This window comes from Olleya sp. 1-3 (genome assembly GCF_002836085.1).
In the GTDB taxonomy this organism is placed as follows: domain Bacteria; phylum Bacteroidota; class Bacteroidia; order Flavobacteriales; family Flavobacteriaceae; genus Olleya; species Olleya namhaensis.
Map to the genome: position 1 here is coordinate 41,728 of NZ_PJBW01000006.1, position 25,017 is coordinate 66,744.

Consider the following 25,017-nt stretch of genomic DNA (forward strand, 5'->3'; position numbering starts at 1 on the left):
AATAAGATAGTGCCAGAACATATAAAACATACCATCCTTAAAACTGAAAACCTGACTATAGGTTATGCTTCTAAAAAAGAAGACATTATAGTGGCGTCAAACATTACTATTGCTTTAAATAAAGGCGAATTAGTCGGTTTAGTCGGTGGTAATGGAATAGGAAAATCTACGTTATTAAAAACGTTAACTAAAGTACAACCTCCTATTAATGGTGCTGTTTTTATTAATGAAAAACAATTAAAAACATTTTCTAACTTAGAACTTGCAAAGACTTTAAGCTTAGTATTAACGGAGCCTATTGCTGCAAAAAATTTAACTGTTTTTGAATTGGTTGCTCTAGGACGTCAACCTTACACCAATTGGGTTGGTAACTTATCTGATAAAGATTTAGAAATTATCAATAAAGCAATTGACCAAACGACAATAGCCGACTTAAAACATAAAAAATGTTTCGAGCTTAGTGATGGCCAACTTCAAAAGGTAATGATAGCACGTGCTTTAGCACAAGACACAGATTTAATTATTCTAGACGAACCGACGTCGCATTTAGATATGTATCATAAAGCATACATCCTAAAACTGCTTCAAAAATTAGCAAAAGACACCGGAAAAACCATCTTGTTTTCGTCTCACGAAATTGATCTAGCCATCCAATTATGCGACAGCATGATTGTCATGTCAGAACAGGGCATTGTAAGTGACACACCTTGTAATTTAATCGAAAAAGGAGCATTTTCTAAGCTATTCCCAGAAGATATGATTGTTTTTGATGAAAAAACAGGCAGTTTTAGGGTTAAAAAGTAATTTTACTTCATATTGAACTTGTTTCAGTATCACACATTAATTAAGCTTTTGAAACATCCTCAATAAAACTAACTTCATCTGAATTAAAAATACATAGCAATAATCCACGTCATACTGAACTTGTTTCAGTATCACACATTAATTAAGCTTTTGAAACATCCTCAATAGAACTAACTTCAACTGCATTAAAAATACATAGCAATAAACCACGTCATACTGAACTTGTTTCAGTATCACACATTAATTATGCTTTTGAAACATCCTCAATAAACTTACTTCATCTAAATTAAAAATACATAGCAATAAACCACGTCATATTGAACTTGTTTCAGTATCTCATATTAATTAGGCTTTTGAAACATCCTCAATAGAACTAATTTCATCTGAATTAAAATTACATAGCAATAAACCACGTCATATTTAACTTGTTTCAGTATCACACATTAATTATGCTTTTGAAACATCCTCAATAAACTTACTTCATGTGCATTAAAATTACATAGCAATAAACCACGTCATACTGAACTTGTTTCAGTATCACACATTAATTAAGGGTATGAAATATCTATTATAATACCATATAATAAGACCATTAATTACTTTCTGAAGCTACAAGAATAAGTATTCAACTTATAAAATACTTGACTTCTCACTGAGAGACAAATTAACTATCTTTGACCAAACTACTTTTACCTTAAATGAACGACAACATTATCCTTATTCTTGCTATTTTAATTGCTGCTGCTATTGGTGGTTATTTGGGTATGCTATTCACTAAACTAAAAAGTAAAAGCGAAAAAAGCACCTTGGAAGAGCGTAATACCAACTTACAACAGCAATTGTCGGACTTAAAACAATTTTATTCCGCTGAAAGCGAAAGACAAAACGCAACATTTAACACCCAATTACAAGATTTAAAACAATCTATTTCTAAAATTGAAATAGAACGCGAAGGCATCCGTCGTGAAAAGGATATTTTAAATGAAGATTTAGCTAGAAAAAATGCAGATTTTGAAAACTTACAGCAATTAAATCTAAAACGTGAGGAAGAAGTCGAATTACGTCAAGAACAATTACGCAAGGATTTTGAGTTATTAGCAACTAAAATTTTAGATGAAAAAAGCGAGAAATTCACACTTCAGAATAAAGAAAATATCAAAAATATTTTAAATCCTCTACAGGAAAAAATACTAACCTTCGAGAAAAAAGTAGATGATACTCAAAAGGAAAGTATCAGTATGCATAGTGCTTTAAAAGAACAATTACTAGGTTTAAAAGATTTAAACCAACAAATGACTAAAGAAGCTACCAACTTGACTAGAGCCTTAAAAGGGGATAGTAAAATGCAAGGAAATTGGGGCGAATTAGTTTTAGAACGTGTCCTTGAAAAATCAGGTTTAGAAAAAGACAGAGAGTATTTTGTACAACAAAATTTTACTAGAGCAGATGGCTCTAGAGTGTTGCCAGATATTGTATTACACTTACCTGACAATAAAAAAATGATTATTGATAGTAAGGTGTCTTTAACAGATTACGAACGTTACGTTAATGCAGAAGATGACCAACGTGAGTTATATTTAAAAGCGCACATCAATTCTATTAAAAGACACGTTGACCAATTGTCTGAGAAAAAATACGAGGATTTATACGACATAGAAAGTCCTGATTTTGTATTACTATTTATCCCCATAGAACCTGCTTTTGCTGTGGCGATAAATGCAGATAATTCGATTTACAATAAAGCTTTCGAAAAAAACATAGTTATAGTCACACCTTCTACCCTATTAGCAACCTTAAGAACGGTTGATAGCATGTGGAATAACGAAAAGCAACAACAAAATGCTATCGAAATTGCAAGACAAGCTGGTGCGCTTTACGATAAGTTTGAAGGTTTAGTCAAGGACTTAACTGGCGTTGGTAAAAAGATAGACGATGCTAAAAAAGACTATTCTTCTGCCATGAATAAACTAGTAGAAGGAAAAGGAAACTTAATTACTAGTGTCGAAAAAATAAAAAAACTGGGTGCAAAAGCTAAAAAAGCATTGCCAGAATCAATAATAAAAAGAGCAGAATCTGACGATTAAAAAAACAAAAATATGATCAAATTTTTAATAAAAACACTAGTTATTATTGTGCTTATAATAGCTGGATATTTTGCCTTTATCTATTTTGCTACTTATAGCGAAGGTGTACGAGCAGGAGAATTAGTTAAGTTTAGTAGCAAAGGTGTGATGTTTAAAACCTGGGAAGGCGAAGTTAGCCAAGGCGTTTCTGAAGCGCAACTTTTTGAATTCTCTGTAGAGGACAAAGAAAAACAGGTGATTAAAGATTTAAACCGTTTGCAAGGTAAATTTGTAAAACTGACGTATTTTGAACGTTACAAAACCTTCTTTTGGTTAGGTGACACAAAATATTTTATTACTAAAGTAGAAGAAGATAAAGAACGCCGATCTAATTACTAATTATGAAAGATTATAAAAAAGCAGATGCTTCGCGTATTAGCATATCAGAATTAATGTTGCCTTCCCACAGTAATTTTAGTGGAAAAATACATGGTGGTTACATCCTAAATTTAATGGATCAAATAGCATTTGCATGTGCGTCTAAACACTCTAAAAGTTATTGTGTTACCGCTAGTGTAGACACTGTCGATTTTTTAAGTCCTATTGAAGTTGGAGAATTAGTAACCATGAAAGCCTCAGTAAACTTTGTAGGTAATACGTCTATGGTTGTTGGTATTAGGGTCATTGCAGAAAACATACAAACAGGCGTTGTTAAACACTGTAACTCCTCTTACTTTACCATGGTATCTAAGGATAAAGATGGCAAATCACAGCAAGTTCCAGGTCTTATTTTAAATGATAAAGTGGAAGTGAAACGTTTTTTAAAAGCTATCAAGCGTATGGAAACTAAAAAACAACGTCAATATGAGTTTGATCATCAAGACTTCTCTCATGTAGACTACTTGCCTATTTTAAAAGAACACAAGGTTAGGATAGACTTACCCGAAAATTTTTAAATAAAAAAAGCCTTCATTTTAATGAAGGCTTTTTTATTGGGTTTACATTCTGTATTATTTACTTAAATACATTTTACGTCTTGCGTATAAATTGTAAAATTCGTCATCTTTTAAATCGTCGATAAACAAGATACTTTCTCCAGTACTTTTCATTTCTGGACCAAGTTTCTTATTTACATTATGGAACTTATTAAAAGAGAATACCGGCTGCTTGATAGCATAGCCTTCTAATTTAGGGTTAAAATCAAAGTCAGTCACTTTTTTCTCCCCTAACATTACTTTAGTTGCATAATTTACATAAGGTTCTCCATAGGCTTTAGAGATAAATGGTACCGTACGCGATGCTCTTGGATTAGCTTCAATGATATAAACAATATCCTCTTTTATTGCAAACTGGATGTTTATTAAACCAACAGTGTTTAATGCTAAAGCAATCTTTTTTGTATGGTCTTTAATTTGTTGCATTACAAACTCACCTAAGTTAAACGGTGGTAATGTTGCATTACTATCTCCAGAGTGGATTCCACAAGGTTCAATATGTTCCATTATACCAATAATGTATACATTTTCTCCATCGCAAATAGCATCTGCTTCGGCTTCTATTGCACCATCTAAATAATGATCTAAAAGTAATTGGTTACCTGGCATACGTCTTAATAAATCAACAACATGCTCTTCAAGCTCTTGTTTATTTATTACAATTTTCATTCCTTGTCCTCCAAGTACGTAAGAAGGTCTTACTAAAATTGGAAAGTCTAAAACATCTGCAATCGCAGCTGCTTCATCTGCTGTAGTAGCAATATCAAATTCTGGATAAGGAATATTGTTTTCTTTTAACATATTAGAAAACAACCCTCTATCTTCTGCTAAATCTAACGCTTCAAAGCTTGTTCCTAATATTTTAATACCGTATTTAGATAGTTTTTCTGCAAGTTTTAAAGCGGTTTGACCACCTAATTGCACAATAACACCTTCAGGTTTTTCATGTCTAATAATGTCGTAGATATGTTCCCAGAATACAGGTTCAAAATATAATTTATCCGCAGTATCAAAATCTGTAGATACTGTTTCAGGGTTACAGTTAATCATGATGGTTTCATAACCACATTCAGCAGCAGCTAAAACACCATGAACACAACAGTAATCAAACTCGATACCTTGACCAATTCTATTTGGTCCAGATCCTAGAACAATCACTTTTTTCTTATCAGAGACAATACTTTCATTATCTGCATAACGTTTTCCGTCTGCAGTTTCTACGTCGTTTTCAAATGTAGAATAGTAATATGGAGTCTTTGCTTCAAATTCTGCAGCACAAGTATCAACAAGTTTATACACACGATTAATACCTAACGTGTCTCTTTTATTATATACTTGACTTTCTAAACAGCTTAACATATGCGCTATTTGTCTGTCTCCGTATCCTTTTTGTTTAGCTTCAAGAAGTAATTCTCTATCTATAGTATCGATAGTAAATGTTGAAATTTCTTTTTGCAATTGGTGTAATTCTTCATATTGACGTAAAAACCACATGTCAATTTTTGTGATTTCATGAATACGACTTAATGGAATTCCCATTTGAATGGCATCATAAATTACAAAGACTCTATCCCAACTTGCGTGTGTTAGTTTATCTATAATTTGATCGTAATTAGTGTACCCTTTTCCGTCAGCACCTAAACCATTACGTTTAATCTCTAAAGATTGTGTTGCTTTATGCAATGCTTCTTGAAACGAACGTCCAATACCCATCACTTCTCCTACAGATTTCATTTGAAGCCCTAAAGTACGATCACTTCCTTCAAACTTATCAAAGTTCCAACGTGGTATTTTTACAATAACGTAATCTAAAGTCGGCTCAAATAAGGCAGAAGTAGATTTTGTAATTTGATTTTGTAACTCGTCTAAATGATAACCTATTGCTAATTTAGCCGCAATTTTTGCAATTGGATACCCTGTTGCTTTACTAGCTAAAGCAGAAGATCTAGACACACGAGGATTAATCTCGATAGCAATAATATCTTCTTTTTCGTCTGGACTTACAGCAAACTGCACATTACAACCACCTGCAAAATCACCAATATTACGCATCATATGGATAGCCATATCACGCATTTTTTGGTATGTTTTATCACTTAATGTCATTGCTGGTGCCACAGTAATCGAATCTCCTGTGTGGATACCAATAGGGTCCATGTTTTCAATAGAACAGATAATTACTACATTATCATTTGAGTCTCTAAGTAACTCTAATTCATATTCTTTCCAGCCTATTAAGGCTTTATCAATCATGACTTCGTGAATTGGAGAAATCTCCAGACCACGCGTCAATAACTCGTCAAAATCTTCTTCTTTATGGACAAAAGATGCGCCTGCACCTCCTAAAGTAAAAGAAGCTCTAATAATTAATGGAAAACCGAATTCCTGAGCAATCTCTTTACCTTTTAAATATGATGTTGCAGTTGCTTGAGGTGCCATTGGAATTCCAATATCAAGCATTAATTCTCTAAACTGCTCTCTATCTTCTGTAATATTAATAGCATCAATATTTACTCCAATAATCTCTACATCAAAGTCTTTCCAAATACCTTTCTCGTCTGCTTCAATACATAAGTTTAAAGCTGTCTGCCCACCCATTGTAGGTAACACTGCATCGATATGTGGATGCTCTTTTAATATTTTAAGAATAGACTTTGTAGTAAGAGGCAACAAGTAAACATGATCAGCCATACTAGGGTCTGTCATAATTGTTGCAGGGTTAGAATTGATTAAAACAGTTTCAATTCCGTCCTCTCTTAACGATCTTAAAGCTTGTGTACCAGAGTAATCAAATTCACACGCTTGCCCAATAACGATAGGACCTGAACCTATAATAAGAATAGATTTTAACTTAGGATTTTTTGGCATTTTTTCTTTATTTTTTTCGATTATAAAAATAGTAATTCTAGGATACAAAAAAAGGCGTTACACCTAAGTAACGCCTTTAAATTATTAACAATTGTTAATCATTATTTTTTATGTCTAGTTTCTGTAGAAACAGAAATTTTCTTTCTTCCTTTAGCACGACGACGAGCTAATACCTTTCTACCATTAGCAGAAGCCATTCTTTCTCTAAAACCATGTTTATTTCTTCTTTTTCTCTTTGATGGCTGAAACGTTCTTTTTGGCATTGTCTTATTTTTTTAAATCTGAATAGTATATGTTTTATTTAGTTTAGGGTTTCACCTAAAACTGAGCGCAAATATACAACGAGTTTTTTATTTCACAAACCTAATTTAAAAAATATTTTTAAAGATTTTTTTAGTTTCTTTGTACTCCATTAAAAAACACGCTTAAAAACGTTACAATACAAGTAACTCAAGGCTTATAAACTTATACATAATGTACAACAAAGTAATCAAATTAATTATAGCAATCGCAATTTTTGGTTTTGCAATCTATCAATTTATTGAAGGAAACATAGGTAACGGGATAATGTACATCTTATTATCTTTAATATTTGTCTTCTTATATTTTAAAAATGAATTTATTTTACTTGCCTTTTTAAAACTTAGAAAGCAAGATTTTCCAGGAGCTAAAAGGTGGTTAGATAAAATTAAAAATCCAGATACTGCCTTAGTAAAGAAACAACAAGGGTATTACAACTTTTTAAATGGTGTTATGGTCTCTCAAGATAATATGTCGGAAGCGGAGCGTTATTTTAAGAAAGCGGAACAATTAGGATTATCTATGGACCATGACATGGCTATGGTAAAATTAAATTTAGCTGGTGTTGCTTTATCTAAAAGAAGAAAACAAGAAGCGACAACCTTATTAGCCGAAGCACAAAAACTAGACAAACAAGGCATGTTAACTGATCAAATTAAAATGATGAAAGATAACATGAAACGTGCTCAAGCGCCAAAACAACATTTTGGTCAAGGCGGGTCTGTGCGTTCTCAAAAAAGACGTAGTAGATAATTAATATTATTTATCTAATAAAAAAAAGTCCAACTAATCTAGATTTAGATTAGTTGGACTTTTTTTTTACAGCATATTTTACTTAAAGTAAAGGCGCCCAAAGCCTGCAATAGGCTTCTTGTATTCTTTCAAAGTTAGAGCGCTCTTCCCACGCTTGATAATCGACCACAATAGCATCTTCTAAATCTTGCATAAAAATAGCTTTGGCTTCTTTTGCTTTATCCTTACTATAAATCAAGGCATTGATTTCAAAGTTAATATTAAAGCTTCTGTAGTCCATATTACAAGTTCCTATAGTGGTAAAAACATCGTCTACAACCATTGTTTTTGCATGTATAAATCCTTTTTCATATCTATATACTTTGATATTAGCTTTTAATAACTGCTCTAAATAAGAGTTTGTTGCATGCTTAGCTGTCCAAGAATCCGATTGATCGGGAATTAATAAACGCACGTCTACTCCACTTTTGGATGCTACTTGCATGGCTGTTATGATTTGATCATTTGGTATAAAATATGGCGTTGTGATATACACATAGTGTTCTGCAGTAACAATAGCAAAGAAGATAGCCTCCATTATATTGGCCCAATCCGTATCAGGACCACTAGCTGCTATTTGTACAGGTTGCACATCCTTAACTTTATTTTGAGGAAAAAAAGAACGGTTTAACTCCAATGTGGCCTCTGATACAAAATTCCAATTGGTCAAAAATTGAGTTTGTAATGTAAAAACCGCCTCGCCTATTATTTTTAAGTGTGTATCTCTCCAATAACTTTTGCTTTCTGGATAGTTAACATAAGTATCGGATACGTTAATCCCACCAACATAGCCAATTTCGCCATCAATAATTACAATTTTCCTATGGTTTCTGTAATTCATCTTACCAGTAAATCTTGGAAATAACACTGGCATAAACGCGTAAAACTCGATGTTAGCTTCTATTAGCTTTCTTTTCATTTTAGATGAAATCTTACTTCCTACATCATCAAAACTAAGCCTAACCTTAACCCCTTCCTTTGCTTTTTTACATAACAGCTCTAAAAAATGGGTACCAATCCTATCGTCTTTTAAAATGTAATATTCTATATGAATGTGTTGTTGCGCACTTTCGATATCTTTAAATAAAGATTGAAACTTGTTTTCTCCATTAATGATAATTTCGACATTATTATATTTAGTTAATGGCGATTTATCATTTCTCTGAAGCAAGTGTATTAAACGGATTTGATCTTCTTCGATATTAGCTTCATAACTAGATAACGTCTCAGGATCAATCTTTAAATCCTTATTTATGGACTTAATAAGCTTATTATTTAAAACATCTTTACGATTAAAAATTTTATTTTTTCTGTACTCTTGACCAAAAAAATAATATACAATCAGCCCAAAAAAAGGAAACACTAACAATACAATAATGTACGTTAGTGTTTTTGTTGGGTTTATTGACTTAAACAATATAGTAGTTACAGCTATAATCACTAATATATAGTTGATTACAATTGCAATTGTCCACCAATATTGACTAAAAAAGTCTAACATCTACGGTGTTGTTTGATAATAACCTTCTCTAGGAATATCAATAAAATATTCTTTTCTAGAGCTATTATTTAAATGTGGCTCTCTTAACCAAGGGTTATGTAATTTTAATATTTTGTAGTTAATTCCAAATTGCTTAGCAAAACCTGCAAAATCAGTTACCGCTGTATCTACAGCTACCTGATACGTTGGAACAGTTGTATATAAATCTTTATCTCTAAAGTTAAAGCCATACTTATCTGGGTTAGATAAAATTTCTTTTAAAGCTATAATTCTAAACACGTAACGTCCCGTTTCTTCACCTAATAACAAATCATAATAACTAGTAACGTCTTGTGCTTTTAAACGCTTAGAAATACCATAATTACCTGCATTATATGCGGCTGCTGCCGAAGTCCAAGATCCTAAACTCTTTTTAGCCTTTAATAAATAATCACAAGCTACTTCTGTTGCTTTTTCAAGATTGTAACGCTCATCCACATTATCATTAACTTCTAGACCGTGCTCGCGTCCAGTAGCTTTCATTATTTGCCAGAATCCACTAGCTCCTGCTGGAGACCGTGCATCTGTTAATCCACTTTCAATAACAGCTAAGTATTTAAAATCATCAGGAATACCATGTTTAGCTAAAATTGGTTCTATAATTGGAAAATATTTTTTGGCACGTTTAAACATTAATAATCCATTAGATTGCCAATAGGTATTAACCAAAAGCTCCTTATCCATACGCTCATAAATATCCGGGTTTGATAATGGTACAGCCTCTCCTGCAAAATCTAAATAACTAGGCATTTGTATAGCATAAACATTGTAATCGTTTATGATTTGTTTCTCAAAATTTTCATCAGTTGGCGCATTTTGGTAGGCATTAATAAACAACATCCCTAATGCTGCTAACCCAACTATAGCTAAACTTTTTTGTACTATCTTCATCTTCTTATCTTTTTCTTTAAATTTAAAAAATTTTATTCAAATCGCTCTGTTTTTAAGCGATTAGTTTTGGTAGGTTTTCATTAAACCACTTATACTTATTTATTATCATAATATGCGTGCCACCCTTTATAGTAATGCAATCTCCTAGATTTGCAAACGGAAACACCATATCGTTATCTCCATGGATATGCAAAACGGATTCCATTGGTTGATCTTGCTCCCAACACACTACTTGCTCTATCGCCCAATCTAAATACACTTTATCACTAACAGACAGGTACTTTTTATATAACTCTATACGTTTAGTAATAGTATTACCAAAAGCATATTTTGCTAACAAATCTATACTACTTACCAATTGTGTTGGCAGTATTTTATAGGCTTTAGTTGCTTTTAACAACTTCATACGTTTAGGCAACTCATGTTTTGTCTTTACACTAGAGACTATTATTAGTTTTTTAACTGCAATATGCTTACTCATTTCCTGAACTAAAATACCACCAAAAGAAACCCCTAGCAATACAGGATTGTCATGATTTATATCTTCGCACATCCGTTTTGCGTAGCTTGAAATCGATTCGTTTTTATTTGGCAACTTCCATTCTAGCCAATAAATTTTATATTGATCTTCCGGTAATTTTATGTGCTCAAAAATGGTTGGATTGGCTGCCATTCCTGGCATTAGATAGACCGGTATTACTTGCTGATTCATAAGGTTTTAACACTAACAAAGCCTGTTGCTATTAGATTTATTCGTACATTTGCACGGTAAAGCTATAAAATAGTTTGGTACTATTTTTGAAACTCTCCGAATAATTAATAAAACTTTATAGATATGATTGATGCAGCTGAGTTAGTTGACAATGATTTTTTACGTCAATTTGAACTTAAAATTGATGATCATTTTGCTAAAATTGAATACTCTTTACAAGAACGAAAGATTTTTTTAACAAAACTGATTCTTCCAGAAGAGCTTGACAACGAGGAGTTTGTCGCAGAATTTTTAACTACTGTTTTTGACAATATAGAAGAACGCAACCTGAGTGTTGTGCCTACAAGTCCAGAAATAGCAAAGTTTATAAGACGTAATAGAAGATACAAAAAATTACTACCCGTAGGTCTTAGGATTTAAGACATTTAAAATTAAAAAAAAAACCGAAGCTATTAGCTTCGGTTTTTTTTTATGCTGAATGTACTTCAACAAAATCAAATCTAACCAATCCGTCATCATCAATTTTGGTAAGTTCTATATCATGTAATGTGTTTACTAGCTCTGGATTCCAAGGTGATTTTACCTTAACATAATTATCTGTAAAACCATGTATATAACCGGCTTTGTTTTCTGATTCAAACAACACTTTTCTTGTTGCTCCAATCTGACTTTCATAAAAAGCACGACGTTTTTTAGCACTTAATCCACGAAGCATTTTACTACGTTTTGTTCTAATATTTTTAGGCACTACATTATCCAATTCGGCAGCGACCGTATTTGCTCTTTCAGAATATGTAAAAACATGTAAATAAGAGATATCTAATTCATTTAAAAAATTATACGTCTCTAAAAAATGCTCTTCTGTTTCGCCAGGAAAACCAACAATAACATCAACACCAATACAGGCGTGTGGCATAACTTCTTTTATTTTAATAACACGATCAACATACAACTCGCGCATGTAACGACGTCGCATTGCTTTCAAAATAACATTGCTTCCACTTTGTAGTGGTATATGAAAATGAGGGACAAATGCTCTAGATTTACTAACAACATCTATGGTTTCATTTTTTAGCAAATTTGGTTCGATAGAAGAAATACGAAGACGTTCAATTCCTTCAACTTGATCTAGCGCTTCAACCAATTCTAAAAATGTATGTTCGTGCTTTTTATTTCCAAACTCACCTTTACCGTAGTCACCTATATTTACACCTGTTAAAACAATTTCTTTAATCCCTTTTGAAGAAATCTCTTTTGCGTTGCTAATTACATTTTGCAACTCATCACTTCTTGAAATCCCTCTAGCCAATGGTATTGTGCAATAGGTGCATTTATAATCACACCCATCTTGTACTTTTAAAAAGGCTCTGGTGCGGTCTCCTATAGAATAACTTCCAACGTAAAAATCAGCGTCTTCAATCTCGCAAGAGTGGATTTCTCCTAAATCGTTTTTAGTTAAATCATTTAGATAATCTGTAATCTTAAACTTTTCAGTAGCTCCTAAAACCAAATCCACACCATTAACATCCGCCAATTCTTGCGGTTTTAACTGCGCATAACACCCTACAGCGACAACAAATGCCTCTGGATTAGATTTTTGTGCTTGTTTAACTACTGTTTTAAAACGCTTGTCAGCATTTTCTGTGACAGAACAAGTATTTATTACATAAATATCTGCTGGATCGTTAAAATCAACACGGTCAAAACCTTCGTCCTTAAACGATCGTGCAATAGTAGAGGTTTCAGAAAAATTAAGTTTACAACCTAAAGTATAAAAGCCGACTTTCTTTTTAGTATTCAATTTAAAATAGTCTTTAATGCTAAGTAAGAATGTTTATATTTACCTAGTGTAATTACAAATTTGTGATTGCAAAATTACGTATTTTTTTTAAGCCAAAAACGTGTTTGGAAGCTTAAATAATGATTAACTAGTTGATGACTCTTTTTAACAGCAAACCCATTACATACTTTAGTCTACTTGCTTTTACATTATTAGCAACATCTTGTTTTAATAAAAAGCAAACCACTAAAGATCATCTTGTATTTAGATATAACGAACACAAAAACATTGGCTCTCTTGATCCTGCTTTTGCTAAAGACAATGCAGATATTTGGGCGGTAAACCAACTGTTTAATGGTTTAGTCCAAATGGATGATAGTTTACTTGTAAAGCCAAGTATAGCAAAGCATTGGGCTATTTCTGACAACGCCGTAAATTACACCTTTACTTTAAGAAACGATGTGTACTTCCACAAGCATAAACTATTTAAAAAAGACTCGACCAGACTAGTTACAGCACATGATTTTGAGTACAGTTTTAATCGTATTTTAGATCCTAAAACAGCCTCTTCGGGACGTTGGATTTTTAACAAAGTAGCTGGTTTTAAAGCAGTAAATGACTCCGTATTTAATATCAAACTAAAACAACCCTTCCCCGCATTTTTAGGCTTACTAACCATGAAATACTGTAGTGTTGTACCAAAAGAAATAACAACATATTATGGGACTGATTTTAGAGCAAATCCAATTGGTACCGGCCCTTTTAAATTTAAAAGATGGGAAGAAAACGTCAAATTGGTATTCAGAAAAAACAATAATTATTTTGAAACTAATAAAAGCGGTGAGAACCTGCCCTATCTAGAAGCAGTAGCCATTACTTTTTTACCAGATAAGCAAAGTGAGTTTATGCAATTTATCCAAGGTAATTTAGATTTTTTAAATAGTTTGGATGCGTCTTACCAAGATGAAATTTTAACCACCAAGGGACTATTAAGAGCAAAATATCAACCTACTATTGATTTAATACGAAGCCCCTATTTAAACACAGAATATTTGGCGTTTTATATGGATTCTGATTTAGATGAAATTCAATCTAAAAATATCCGTGAAGCCGTAAACTACGGGTTTGACAGACAAAAAATGATGACTTACCTGCGTAATGGTATTGGTATTCCAGCAACCGGAGGTTTTATACCAAAAGGATTACCTGGCTATAATGCAACTATTGGTTATACCTATCAACCAGAGAAAGCAAAAAAACTAATTAAGGATTACAAAGAGAACACAAATAAAATACCTAAGATTACTATTACAACAACCAGTAATTACCTTAATTTTTGCGAATACATACAACGTGAGTTAACAAAAATAGGCCTAACTGTGGCTGTAGATGTCTTACCTGCTTCTACTTTAAAAGAAGGAAAAGCAAATGGAAAATTAGATGTATTTAGAGCCAGTTGGGTGGCAGACTACCCTGATGCACAAAATTATCTATCGTTATTTTATTCTGAAAACTTTGCGCCAAACGGTCCTAACTACACCCATTTTTCAAATGCTACTTTTGACACATGGTACAAGCAAGCCTTTACGGAAACAAATGAAGTCGAAAGAATAAAACTGTACACCAAAATGGACAGTTTAGTGCTTAAAAACACACCCATTGTACCATTGTACTATGATGAAGTTATTAGATTTTCTCAAAAAGACGTGACTGGTTTAGGGAGTAATCCTACCAATTTATTAGAACTTAAATACGTAGATAAAACACATTAAAAAGATGCTGTTTTAGTAGATAAATGGTTGTTTTCAATCTCCTTCTCTTCCACTAATCCTAGAATTATAAAATACTGAAACAAGGCGTAAAACAGCATAACCAGTATTTGATGATATGGTAACTCTGAATCATAAAACGACTGTAAAACAGCGGTTGAATCTGATCCCGCACCAATTATGACTGCTATCATAATAAGATAAAAGCTTTTACTGTTAACCGAATCTTTTCTTAAAAAAGCAAACAAACCCAATAACATAGATGCAAAAATGTAGATGATTATTGGTATAAAAAAGTCTTTCAGGTTATCATACACAAACAATACAATTACAACTATATAAATAAAAATAACAACAAAAAAGGGCATTAAACTGGACATTTCAAAGTCCTTTTGATGAGAAAATCGTTTAGTATAAAACAACTTACCAATTATAAAAAGTGACATACCTGCTATGTACAAAATAGGGTTTTCATATAACAACAAGACTAAATCTCCGATCCAGAAAAACAATAAGCCTATATAAAAATAGATGTCATTTCTATGCTTTTGCTTTCGATTAAGTATAAAGTAATAAAACAAAATACATATAATCAACGATTTTGTCAAAAAACGGGTAGGCAATGGATTTTCTGTAAATTTCACATAAATATCTATAGCCAAGACAAAGAAAAATAAGACAGAAACGTAAATTTTATTTTTAAAAAAAGAAATCATTATAAGTAGGTAATAATTTAAAAGCTTTCAAATTTAAGGGGCCTGCAATATACTGTTATTTTCAACCTTAAGTGTCTTATTTTCAATCATTAATCCTAAAACAATAAAATATTGGGCTACCCCATAACAAAACATGACTAGAAAATCTTGAAATAACACATCACCATAAAACATTTTTATTACCATTGTAGTTTCAGAAACAATAAAAAAGCCAACTCCACAAAGCACTAAATAGTAACTTTTGCGGTTTACAACACCTTTTCTTATATATGCAAAAAGAGTCATTAATAAAGTAATAAAAAAGTACAACGTTATTGGGATAAAATATAGTTTTAGATTTGGAAAAATAAAATTATACACTATCGAAACGTATAAAAAACATACTATAAAAAAAGGCATTAATCGTTTGATACTAAAATCTTCTTTATGCATAAATCTTAATGTATAGAATAATTTACCTGTCACAAAAAGTAATAAACTAACATAAAATTTAACCATATTTAAATGGTCAATAATTATAATATCACCAATAAAAAAAACAAATAAACCATAAATTAAAAGGTTATTTTTAAGCGCTTTCTTTTTATAAAAATAAAAGATAGTAAACGATACAAGACTACCTACAGCTAATATTTTAGTTATATATCTATAAGGTACAACCTCTAGGTTAATCTTAGTATAAATGTCTAAAAACAATAAACTAAAAAAAATAATCGAAAAGTAAATTAGCTGTTTAGTCATAGCGTATAATTAAACATTTATTGACTTTAATTTACTCGTAGATTTTGTTTCGTTTAAAACGCCAAGAATTATCAAATACTGAGATAAGCAGTAAAAAAACATAATTGTAATTTTATTATAAGCTATATCAGCATCATAAAACATCCTAAGTATGTTTATACTATCAGCCACCATAGAAGCAACAACCCCAAAAATAACTAACCAAAAGCTTTGTAGGTTAACCTCATTACTTCTTAAATAAGCAAACTGCATTAACATCATTACAACAAAAAGATACAACAGTAATGGTAGAAAATAAAACCCTAACTCATTATAAACAATAGACATGATAACACTCATGTAACAAAAGCAAAAAAGCAAAAAAGGAATCAGTTTTGAAATTTTAAAATCCTTATTATTAAAAAAGCGCACAGAATAACAAACTTTGGCTATAATAAATAAAGCGGCTGCTATTAAAAAATGATATGTATTACCGCTATTTCCCGCAATAAAAAAGACGTCTCCCGCCAAAAAACAGGCTAGAGAAATTATAATTAAGTTTTTTTTTCGTGCGTCGGACTGATTTGTATTAATAAGATAAAAAAATAGCAAGCTAAAGCTTAAAAGCGTTTTTGATAAATACCTATACATAACTAAATCCTCGCTATTCTTAAAAAAAGAATCTAAGAGATATAGCAACAAGTATAGTACAGAAAATTTTAATGTACTTTTAAAAATAAATTTCATATAGACTATTGGGGAATCTAAGATAAAAATTTAATTTTTAAATTAACATAAAAGCCTTACTAAATATGGTTTAATTACTGATAATCAATATACGGTTAGTCTTTTCTGTATTTTTTAGTCTCTTCAAAGACATGCGTTAAAATAGCTTCGTCCTCTGCAGAGAATTCTATACCTCTTCTAGACATAACAACTTTTGCAACTTCAAAAGCTTTAGATGTTAAATATGTAGTAAATCCTGAAGCACCACCCCAACTGTAACTTGGCACAAAGTTTCTTGGAAAACCACTACCAAAGACATTGGCATTAACACCTACAACCGTACCTGTATTAAACATGGTATTAATTCCACATTTACTATGATCTCCCATCATTAAACCACAAAATTGTAGTCCTGTTTTAGCAAAACGTTCTGTGTCATAATCCCACAATTTTACTTCGACATAATTATTTTTAAGGTTAGAGTTATTAGAATCTGCACCTATATTACACCATTCTCCTAAAACTGAATTACCTAAAAAGCCATCATGTCCTTTATTAGAATACCCAAATAACACGGAGTTATTAACCTCTCCTCCTACTTTACTGTGTGGTCCAATGGTTGTAGCACCATATATTTTAGCACCAAGTTTTAATGTAGCATTATCACATAAAGCTAAAGGTCCTCTAACCAAACTTCCTTCCATTATTTCGGCATTTTTACCAATATAAATAGGTCCCGAACTTGCATTTAATGTCGCGAATTCTAATTTAGCACCTTCTTCAATAAAAATATGTTCTGGAGCAATTACATTATTGCTTACCGGAATTGGTTGAGATGTTCTACCATCTGTAATTAAATCAAAATCCTGTTGGATAGCGTCTCCGTTTTTAGAAAAAATATCCCAAGTATGCTCTATAGTTGTAACGTCGTTATCAAATTCTATGGCTTCATAAGTATCAAAATCTATATCTTCTTGTGTATCCGTGGTGTAAAAAGCTATAATATCATCGCCTTTAAATATGGCTTGATTTTCTTTCAATCCTGAAATCAACTCAACTAATTCACTATTTGGCAAATAAGACGCATTAAGCATTACATTTTCTTCCAACTCGACCATCGGATATTTATCAGACAAATAATCTTCTGTAACCGTTGTTGTAGTTGTACCAAGAAATAATTCCCATTTTTCTCTAATAGTTAAGATACCAACTCTGATATCTGCAACTGGTCTTGTATAAGTAAATGGAAGTAATTGATTACGTACTGGTCCGTCAAAAAGAATATAATTCATCTTAAAATGTAATTTAATAGTTAAAAGTCTTAATCCAACCTTTGTATTGATTTCTCAAAAATAGTCGAAATTTAGATAACAAAAAAAGCCTTTCACAAAAATGAAAGGCTGTTAAAATATAATTTGCGCTAAACTTATTTTTTAAATTTTGCGTATTTTGTTTTGAACTTATCAATACGACCAGCTGTATCAATTAATTTAGACTTACCTGTATAAAATGGGTGAGACGTTCTAGAAATCTCCATTTTTATTACTGGATATTCAACACCGTCAACCTCTAAAGTTTCGCTTGTGTTTGCAGTAGACTTTGTTAAAAACACGTCATCGTTTGACATATCTTTAAATGCTACCATTCTATAATTTTCTGGATGTATACCTTTTTTCATCGCTAAATGCTTTTTTATCTTAACTAAATTCGAGGTGCAAATTTAATCGTTTTTTACAAACTAACAACTAATTTCGTAAAAAACTTTATTGTTAATTTTTGTAACGTTTTATCGTACATTTATACTAACAAGTAATTAACTAACTAAAACAATTAAAAACATGGAAAAAACTATTAAATCTATCGCAACTAATTTTGGTATTTACCTAGGTGCAATACTAGCTGCTATTACCGTTATTGCTTATGCAACAAATTTAGAAATTTTAACTGAGTGGTGGCTTGGTATTGGTTTATTTGTTATGATAATTGTATTTGGAATTATATCTATTTCTAAATCTAAGCATGCCTTGGGTGGTTATATCAGCTTTAAAGAAGCATTTACAGCCTATTTTGTTACTGTACTTATTGGTATTGTTATAAGTAGCTTAGTAAGCATCATTATTTTTAACTTTATAGATCCGGAAGCAGCAATTACATTAAAAGAATTGGTAATAGAAAAATCTATCGAAATGATGAGAGGCTTTAACGCTCCAGAAGAATCTATTGCAGAAGCTTTATCACAAATGGAAGAAGCACCAAGTCAATTTGCAATCGGAAATGTAATACAATCATTACTTATTCAATTAGTAATATATAGTGTTATTGGACTTATCATTTCATTAATAATGAAAAAAACTAACGAAGACCTATAATAGTTTTATATTTGAAAATATATTTCAAATTAAATTATGAACATATCAGTAGTCATACCACTACTTAACGAAGAAGACTCTTTAACAGAATTACACCATTGGATTGCAAATGTTATGCAATCCAATGGTTTTTCTTATGAAATACTTTTTATTGACGACGGTAGTACAGACCAATCTTGGCAAACTATAGAAACGCTTCAAGAAAAAGACAACAACGTTAAAGGTATTAGATTTTTGAAAAACTTTGGTAAGTCTCAAGCGTTGCACGCCGGTTTTGCTAAAGCTAAGGGCGATGTTATTATTACAATGGATGCCGATTTGCAGGATAATCCAGACGAAATACCAGACTTATACAACATGATAACCAAGCAAGGTTTTGATTTAGTATCTGGATGGAAAAAGAAACGTTATGACAATAAGCTAACCAAAAACTTACCTTCCAAATTATTTAATTGGGCAGCACGTAAAACCTCCGGTGTCAAACTAAACGATTTTAATTGTGGCTTAAAAGCATATCACCAAAATGTGGTAAAAAACATTGATGTTAATGGCGAAATGCACCGTTATATTCCAGTATTAGCTAAAAACGCAGGCTTTTCTAAAATAGGTGAAAAAGTTGTAAAACATCAAGCTAGAAAATATGGCGAAACAAAATTTGGTATGGATCGCTTTGTAAATGGCTTTTTAGACCTTATTACCATTTGGTTTTTATCAAGATTTGGCAAACGTCCAATGCATCTATTTGGCGCATTAGGCGTTATAATGTTTGGTTTAGGTTTGATCTTTGCCATATATTTAGGTATAGACAAACTATTTTTTAACACCACAGGTAGACTAATTACTCAAAGACCACCTTTTTATCTTGCGTTAGTAACCATGATATTAGGTTCGCAATTTTTTGTTGCTGGCTTTTTAGGCGAAATAATTTTACGTCAAAAATCAGACAAAAAACGTTATTTAATCAAAGAATCCCTAAATTTAGAAGCCCAAGCTATTAAATAACAGCTTCTTAAATATTAACCTTTTTGCAATTTCTTATTTTTGCAATCAATACTTATAACAATGAGACATATAGACCCAAAACTTTTAGAAAGAGTAAACACCTGGTTAACACCCGCTTTTGATAAAGACACACAAGATTATATTAAAAACCTAATCGCGGTAGAGCCTACAGAATTAAAAGAAAGTTTTTACAAAAACTTAGAATTTGGTACTGGTGGTATGCGCGGTGTTATGGGTATTGGAACCAATAGAATAAACAAATATACTTTAGGTAAAAATACACAAGGAATAAGTAATTATATGCACCAAGTTTTTCCTGGAGAAACACTTAAAGTAGCTATTGCTTTTGACTGTAGACACAATAGTAAGAGTTTAGCAAAAGTTGTTGCAGATGTTTTTTCTGCAAACAATATTAAAGTCTATTTATTTGAAGACTTACGCCCTACTCCAGAGTTATCTTTTGCTTTAAAACATTTAGGATGCCACTGTGGTATTGTACTAACAGCATCACATAACCCACCAGAATATAATGGTTATAAAGTGTATTGGCAAGATGGTGGACAATTAGTACCACCACAAGATGGCGAAATTATTAACCTAATTAATGCGCTTGATTATGCCGAAATTAAATTTGAAGCAAAACCAGAATTAATTGAATATATAGGAGAAGCTGTAGATAACGTATTTATTGACGCAGCAGTAAAAAACGGAAGTTTTGACACGCCTCAAAAAGATAAAGACAATTTAAACGTTGTATTTACATCGTTACACGGGACGTCAATAACCACTATTCCAGAAACTTTTGAACGTGCTGGATACAAAAATGTACATATTGTTGAAGAACAACGTGAGCCTAATGGTGATTTTCCAACAGTTAAATCCCCAAACCCAGAAGAACCTGAGGCACTTAAAATGGCTTTAGATTTAGCTAAAAAAGTTGATGGTGACATTGTTATAGGTACAGATCCTGACAGTGACAGAGTTGGTGTTGCAGTAAGAGGCCTTGATAATAAAATGATTTTATTAAACGGAAATCAAACCATGGTCATGATGACCGAGTTTTTATTACAACAATGGAAAAGTAAAAACAAAATAAATGATAATCAATTTATAGGAAGCACCATTGTATCTACTCCAATGATGTCTGCTCTTGCGGATGCCTTTAATGTAGAGTGCAAAATTGGACTAACTGGATTTAAATGGATTGCAAAAATGATTAAAGACTTTCCTAACCAAGAGTTTATTGGTGGTGGAGAAGAAAGTTTTGGTTTTATGGTTGGTGACTTTGTAAGAGACAAAGATGCTGTAACCTCTGCTTTACTTGCATGCGAAATTGCAGCCCAGGCTAAAGCAAAAGGGAGTACTTTTTATAAAGAATTAATACAACTTTACACTAAACATGGCTTTTATAAAGAGCGTTTGATATCTATCACTAAAAAAGGTATTGAAGGTGCTCAAGAAATCAAACAAATGATGATTGATGCTAGAGAAAATCCACTAACAACAGTTAATGGATCTAAAGTAATCAAGATTGAAGACTATCAATTATCCGAAGCAAAAAACACGTTAGACAATACAACAACTGTAATAGACATCCCTAAATCTAATGTTTTAATTTACTATACAGAAGATGGAAGTAAAATTGCGTTAAGACCAAGTGGTACAGAACCTAAAATTAAATTTTACATTAGTGTAAACACGACTTTAGACAATGTGTCAGAATTTGAAGCTACGGAACAGAAATTGGAAAGCAAGATTGATGCTATATTAAAAGATATGCAGCTAAACTAAATGAAAAAAATAATACATCAACTTTTACCATTTATAAAAAAATTTAAAAAGCACGTCGTTTTTAACGTGCTTTTTAACTTATTATATGCGCTATTTAGTGCGTTAGCATTTATCTCTTTAATACCAATGCTAAATGTATTATTTGGTCAAACTACTACAGAAACAACAGCTCCAGTTTGGACTGGGCTTTCAGACATAAAAAACTATGGAGAGCAATTATTAAACTATAAAGTTAGCGGATACTTAGATTCTGGTAATCCACAAATGGCATTAGTTATTGTAATTGCATTAGTAATATCTACTTTTATTCTTAAAAATTTATTTGGTTATTTTGCTAATCAACACATGATGTATCTTAAAAATGGGGTTCTAAACGACCTAAGAAAAGATATGTATCAGAAAATAATAAAACTTCCTTTAAGCTTTTATTCTAAAAGACAAAAAGGGGATGTTATGGCTAGAATTTTAGGAGATATAAACGAAATGCAAAATTCATTTTTTATTGCACTGGAGTTAATAGTAAGAGAACCTGCAACCATTATATTTTCTTTAATATTCATGTTTTCATTTAGTTGGAAATTAACGCTGTTTGTTTTATTATTTATACCGTTTGCAGGATTTCTAATCTCTAGAATAGGAAAAAGTCTTAAAAGCAACTCATTAAAAGCACAGCAAGAATCAGGAAAATTAATTTCGATTGTAGAAGAATCTTTAACGGGTCTAAAGATTGTAAAAAGTTATAATGCTGAAAATATTTTCTCTAATAATTTTACAAATTCATCAAATAGAATCCTTAAACTATCCAATAAAATAGGTGTAAAAAATAATCTTGCTGGACCTGTAAGTGAAGTGTTAGGTATCGCAACTATTGCTGTACTATTATGGTATGGTGGACAACTTGTACTTGTTGAAAACATTATAAAAGGAACAGACTTTTTAGCATTTATGGGACTTGCTTACGCAATACTAACACCTGCGAAAGCAATAAGTAAAGCCTCTTACAAAGTTAAAAATGGGATGGCTGCTGCTGATCGAGTATTTGAAATTTTACACGAAGAAGACACATTACCAGACTTACCTAATGCTACTGTTTTAAATGGTTTTGAAAGCGAATTAAAAGTTGACAACATCTCTTTTAAATATGATGATGACTATGTCTTAAAAAACTTTAGTATCAATGTTCCTAAAGGAAAAACTATAGCGCTTGTAGGGCAATCAGGTAGTGGAAAAAGTACAATAGCAAATCTAGTTACACGTTTTTACGACATTAATGATGGTAATATTACTGTTGATGGACAAAATATTAAAAACGTCACTAAAAAGTCATTACGTAGTTTAATGGGACTTGTTACTCAAGACTCTATCTTATTTAACGACACCATTAAAAACAATATATTAATAGGTAAACCTGATGCTACAGAAGCGCAAATAATTGATGCTTTAAAAATAGCAAATGCATGGGAGTTTGTTAGCGAATTGCCTGACGGTATTGAAACTAACGTCGGTGATGCTGGAAATAATTTTTCTGGTGGACAAAAACAACGTTTAAGTATTGCTAGAGCTGTATTAAAAAATCCTCCAATTATGATATTGGATGAAGCAACCTCAGCGTTAGATACAGAAAGTGAACGTTTAGTGCAAGTTGCTTTAGAGAATATGATGAAAAACAGAACGTCTATTGTCATTGCGCATAGACTGTCAACTATTCAAAATGCAGATGAAATAATTGTCATGCAAAAAGGTCAAATTGTAGAGCAAGGTACACACACACAATTAATAGAAAAAGATGGTATGTATAAGCGACTAGTAGAAATGCAAAGCTTTGAATAATTTTACAAAATAGAATACATTAAAAAAGGATAAACATATGTTTATCCTTTTTTTCTAAGTCAATGTTAGATTTGGGGCTAACAACAAAATAATAACTATGCTGTAAATATAAAGTAATATTATTCAATAACAACAAAAAACAACGTTTAATCGGTAAAAAACAACACTTAACCGTTTAACTTAGCCGTAACCACCTCGTTTACAACTAATTAAAAAACCAAGCAAATAGTTCTTTTGTATATTAAACTTTCCTGCTATTTTAGAGTCTAATAATTAACATGTCGGACAACGAAACTATTATAGTGCAGCAACTACAATCTGATAAGGATAAAAACGCTGCTTTTAAGTCTTTAATATCGCTTTACAAAGAGCGATTATATTGGCATATCCGTCATATTGTAAAGTCTCATGATGATGCTGATGATGTTTTACAGAATACCTTTATTAAGGTTTTTAAAAATATTAATAACTTTAAAGGAGATAGTAAATTATACTCATGGCTTTATAGAATTGCAACAAATGAAGCCTTAACCCTTCTAAAAAGAAACGCGAAATTAAAAGATATTAATAATCAGGACATACAAGACTTAACAATTAACAACTTACAATCTGATGTTTATTTTGAAGGTGACGCCATTCAATTAAAATTACAAAAAGCAATCGCAACACTTCCTGAAAAGCAACAATTAGTTTTTAATATGAAATATTTTCAGGATTTAAAATACAGTCAATTATCAGAAATACTGGACACTAGCGAGGGCGCTTTAAAAGCATCTTACCATCTAGCATCCAAGAAAATAGAAGCATATTTAAAAGCAAATTAAACCATTTAAGATTTTAGTAGTCTTAGTAATAGAATGAAAAAAGAAAACCTAAATACAATTAACAATTCCGGATTTAAAGCCCCAAAAGACTATTTTGAAGGTTTAGAAGATGCTATTCTAACGCAAGCTAAGTTAGAAGCGCATTCTAAAACCGTTAGTTTTAAAGTTCCGGATAATTATTTTGAAACTATTGAAGACTCAATAGTAGGTAAACTAAATAAGCCTGAACCAAAAGTTTTTAACTTGTTTAGTAAAAAAGTAATTACATCTGTATCTAGTATTGCTGCAGCTATTGTTTTATTATTTAGTCTAAACCTTTTTAAAAGCACACCCACTCTTGAAAATTTAGACACAGCAACGGTAGAGAATTATATTTTAGATGAAATTGAAATTAATGAACTTGATTTATTAATTGATACTTCAGAATTATCTCAAAACGATTTTATTAATTATGATTTAATAGAAATCGACGAATATATAGACGATATAGAATTAAACGATTTATATCAAGACTAAAAAAAACAG

General features: G+C 31.5%; 24 protein-coding genes. 13 read left to right on the plus strand and 11 right to left on the minus strand.

The genetic code is table 11. From position 1 onward, the window contains the following. The first annotated feature begins 9 nt into the window (after positions 1-9). From CXF54_RS07955 to CXF54_RS07970, 4 genes are all read left to right on the plus strand, one after another. The gene (locus tag CXF54_RS07955; RefSeq protein ID WP_101203147.1) at positions 10-804 is read left to right on the plus strand and encodes an ABC transporter ATP-binding protein; all 795 of its coding nucleotides are present in this window, start codon (positions 10-12) and stop codon (positions 802-804) included. Positions 805-1,502: 698 nt separating this feature from the next. Beyond that, entirely contained in the window at positions 1,503-2,888 is a 1,386-nt protein-coding gene (gene rmuC / locus CXF54_RS07960; RefSeq protein WP_101203148.1) for a DNA recombination protein RmuC, read from the plus strand. Between the two features lie 12 nt (positions 2,889-2,900). Continuing rightward, positions 2,901-3,266 carry a 6-phosphogluconate dehydrogenase gene (locus CXF54_RS07965; protein ID WP_090839621.1) on the plus strand — a complete coding sequence of 122 codons (366 nt, stop codon included), beginning with the start codon at positions 2,901-2,903 and terminating at the stop codon, positions 3,264-3,266. 2 nt (positions 3,267-3,268) lie between these two features. Beyond that, positions 3,269-3,823 carry an acyl-CoA thioesterase gene (locus CXF54_RS07970; protein WP_090839623.1) on the plus strand — a complete coding sequence of 185 codons (555 nt, stop codon included), beginning with the start codon at positions 3,269-3,271 and terminating at the stop codon, positions 3,821-3,823. A 54-nt stretch (positions 3,824-3,877) separates the two neighbouring features. Here CXF54_RS07970 and carB read toward each other — a convergent pair whose 3' ends face one another. Together carB and rpmH are read right to left on the minus strand one after the other, a co-directional pair. Next, entirely contained in the window at positions 3,878-6,730 is a 2,853-nt protein-coding gene (gene carB / locus CXF54_RS07975) for a carbamoyl-phosphate synthase large subunit (protein ID WP_101203308.1), read from the minus strand. 101 nt (positions 6,731-6,831) lie between these two features. After that, positions 6,832-6,993 (minus strand): 50S ribosomal protein L34, encoded by a 162-nt coding sequence (gene rpmH, locus CXF54_RS07980; protein ID WP_090839625.1) that lies wholly within the window; start codon positions 6,991-6,993, stop codon positions 6,832-6,834. A 211-nt stretch (positions 6,994-7,204) separates the two neighbouring features. Here rpmH and CXF54_RS07985 point away from each other — a divergent pair, with 211 nt between their 5' ends. After that, positions 7,205-7,783, plus strand: coding sequence for a tetratricopeptide repeat protein (locus tag CXF54_RS07985; RefSeq protein ID WP_090839627.1), 579 nt, complete (start codon positions 7,205-7,207; stop codon positions 7,781-7,783). An 82-nt stretch (positions 7,784-7,865) separates the two neighbouring features. On the opposite strand, the gene cls is transcribed toward CXF54_RS07985, so the two are convergent. Genes cls through CXF54_RS08000 form a run of 3 tightly spaced genes read right to left on the minus strand, consistent with a single transcriptional unit; the run spans position 7,866 to position 10,965 of the window. Further along, positions 7,866-9,323, minus strand: a complete 1,458-nt coding sequence (cls, locus tag CXF54_RS07990) for a cardiolipin synthase (protein WP_101203149.1) — start codon at positions 9,321-9,323, stop codon at positions 7,866-7,868. Next, the gene (locus tag CXF54_RS07995; RefSeq protein WP_090839631.1) at positions 9,324-10,253 is read right to left on the minus strand and encodes a lytic transglycosylase domain-containing protein; all 930 of its coding nucleotides are present in this window, start codon (positions 10,251-10,253) and stop codon (positions 9,324-9,326) included. A gap of 52 nt (positions 10,254-10,305) precedes the next feature. After that, positions 10,306-10,965, minus strand: a complete 660-nt coding sequence (locus CXF54_RS08000; protein ID WP_090839634.1) for an alpha/beta hydrolase — start codon at positions 10,963-10,965, stop codon at positions 10,306-10,308. A 123-nt stretch (positions 10,966-11,088) separates the two neighbouring features. Between CXF54_RS08000 and CXF54_RS08005 the strand changes: the two genes are divergently transcribed. Then, complete coding sequence (locus tag CXF54_RS08005; protein ID WP_177183523.1) at positions 11,089-11,385, plus strand: N-acetyltransferase; 297 nt, start codon at positions 11,089-11,091, stop codon at positions 11,383-11,385. A gap of 49 nt (positions 11,386-11,434) precedes the next feature. On the opposite strand, the gene mtaB is transcribed toward CXF54_RS08005, so the two are convergent. Continuing rightward, a complete protein-coding gene (gene mtaB / locus CXF54_RS08010) occupies positions 11,435-12,766 on the minus strand; it encodes a tRNA (N(6)-L-threonylcarbamoyladenosine(37)-C(2))-methylthiotransferase MtaB (protein ID WP_090839636.1) in 1,332 nt (443 codons plus the stop codon). Positions 12,767-12,900: 134 nt separating this feature from the next. On the opposite strand from mtaB, the gene CXF54_RS08015 reads away from it, so the two are divergent. After that, the gene (locus tag CXF54_RS08015) at positions 12,901-14,517 is read left to right on the plus strand and encodes an ABC transporter substrate-binding protein (RefSeq protein ID WP_101203150.1); all 1,617 of its coding nucleotides are present in this window, start codon (positions 12,901-12,903) and stop codon (positions 14,515-14,517) included. Here the strand turns inward: CXF54_RS08015 and CXF54_RS08020 are convergent. The 5 genes from CXF54_RS08020 to CXF54_RS08040 form a co-directional block, all read right to left on the minus strand. After that, a complete protein-coding gene (locus tag CXF54_RS08020) occupies positions 14,514-15,230 on the minus strand; it encodes a lysoplasmalogenase family protein (protein WP_101203151.1) in 717 nt (238 codons plus the stop codon). The two genes, CXF54_RS08015 and CXF54_RS08020, sit on opposite strands and share 4 nt — an antisense overlap. A gap of 33 nt (positions 15,231-15,263) precedes the next feature. Beyond that, positions 15,264-15,971, minus strand: a complete 708-nt coding sequence (locus CXF54_RS08025) for a lysoplasmalogenase (protein WP_101203152.1) — start codon at positions 15,969-15,971, stop codon at positions 15,264-15,266. 9 nt (positions 15,972-15,980) lie between these two features. Further along, positions 15,981-16,697, minus strand: coding sequence for a lysoplasmalogenase family protein (locus CXF54_RS08030; RefSeq protein WP_101203153.1), 717 nt, complete (start codon positions 16,695-16,697; stop codon positions 15,981-15,983). Positions 16,698-16,792: 95 nt separating this feature from the next. Further along, the gene (locus CXF54_RS08035; protein ID WP_101203154.1) at positions 16,793-17,968 is read right to left on the minus strand and encodes a GlmU family protein; all 1,176 of its coding nucleotides are present in this window, start codon (positions 17,966-17,968) and stop codon (positions 16,793-16,795) included. Between the two features lie 134 nt (positions 17,969-18,102). Beyond that, positions 18,103-18,354 (minus strand): type B 50S ribosomal protein L31, encoded by a 252-nt coding sequence (locus CXF54_RS08040; protein WP_090839648.1) that lies wholly within the window; start codon positions 18,352-18,354, stop codon positions 18,103-18,105. A 160-nt stretch (positions 18,355-18,514) separates the two neighbouring features. Between CXF54_RS08040 and CXF54_RS08045 the strand changes: the two genes are divergently transcribed. The 6 genes from CXF54_RS08045 (at position 18,515) to CXF54_RS08070 (ending at position 25,008) form a co-directional block, all read left to right on the plus strand. Next, a complete protein-coding gene (locus CXF54_RS08045; protein ID WP_101203155.1) occupies positions 18,515-19,045 on the plus strand; it encodes a DUF4199 domain-containing protein in 531 nt (176 codons plus the stop codon). Between the two features lie 36 nt (positions 19,046-19,081). Further along, on the plus strand, positions 19,082-20,047 hold the full coding sequence (locus tag CXF54_RS08050) for a glycosyltransferase family 2 protein (RefSeq protein WP_090839652.1): 966 nt from the start codon (positions 19,082-19,084) through the stop codon (positions 20,045-20,047). 60 nt (positions 20,048-20,107) lie between these two features. Further along, the gene (locus CXF54_RS08055; RefSeq protein WP_090839654.1) at positions 20,108-21,838 is read left to right on the plus strand and encodes a phospho-sugar mutase; all 1,731 of its coding nucleotides are present in this window, start codon (positions 20,108-20,110) and stop codon (positions 21,836-21,838) included. Further along, positions 21,839-23,668, plus strand: a complete 1,830-nt coding sequence (locus CXF54_RS08060; protein ID WP_101203156.1) for an ABC transporter ATP-binding protein — start codon at positions 21,839-21,841, stop codon at positions 23,666-23,668. It begins immediately after the preceding gene. A gap of 278 nt (positions 23,669-23,946) precedes the next feature. Next, positions 23,947-24,492: an RNA polymerase sigma factor gene (locus tag CXF54_RS08065; protein WP_101203157.1), complete on the plus strand. Its 546-nt coding sequence runs from the start codon at positions 23,947-23,949 to the stop codon at positions 24,490-24,492. Between the two features lie 33 nt (positions 24,493-24,525). Beyond that, entirely contained in the window at positions 24,526-25,008 is a 483-nt protein-coding gene (locus tag CXF54_RS08070; protein ID WP_101203158.1) for a hypothetical protein, read from the plus strand. Positions 25,009-25,017: the final 9 nt, after the last annotated feature.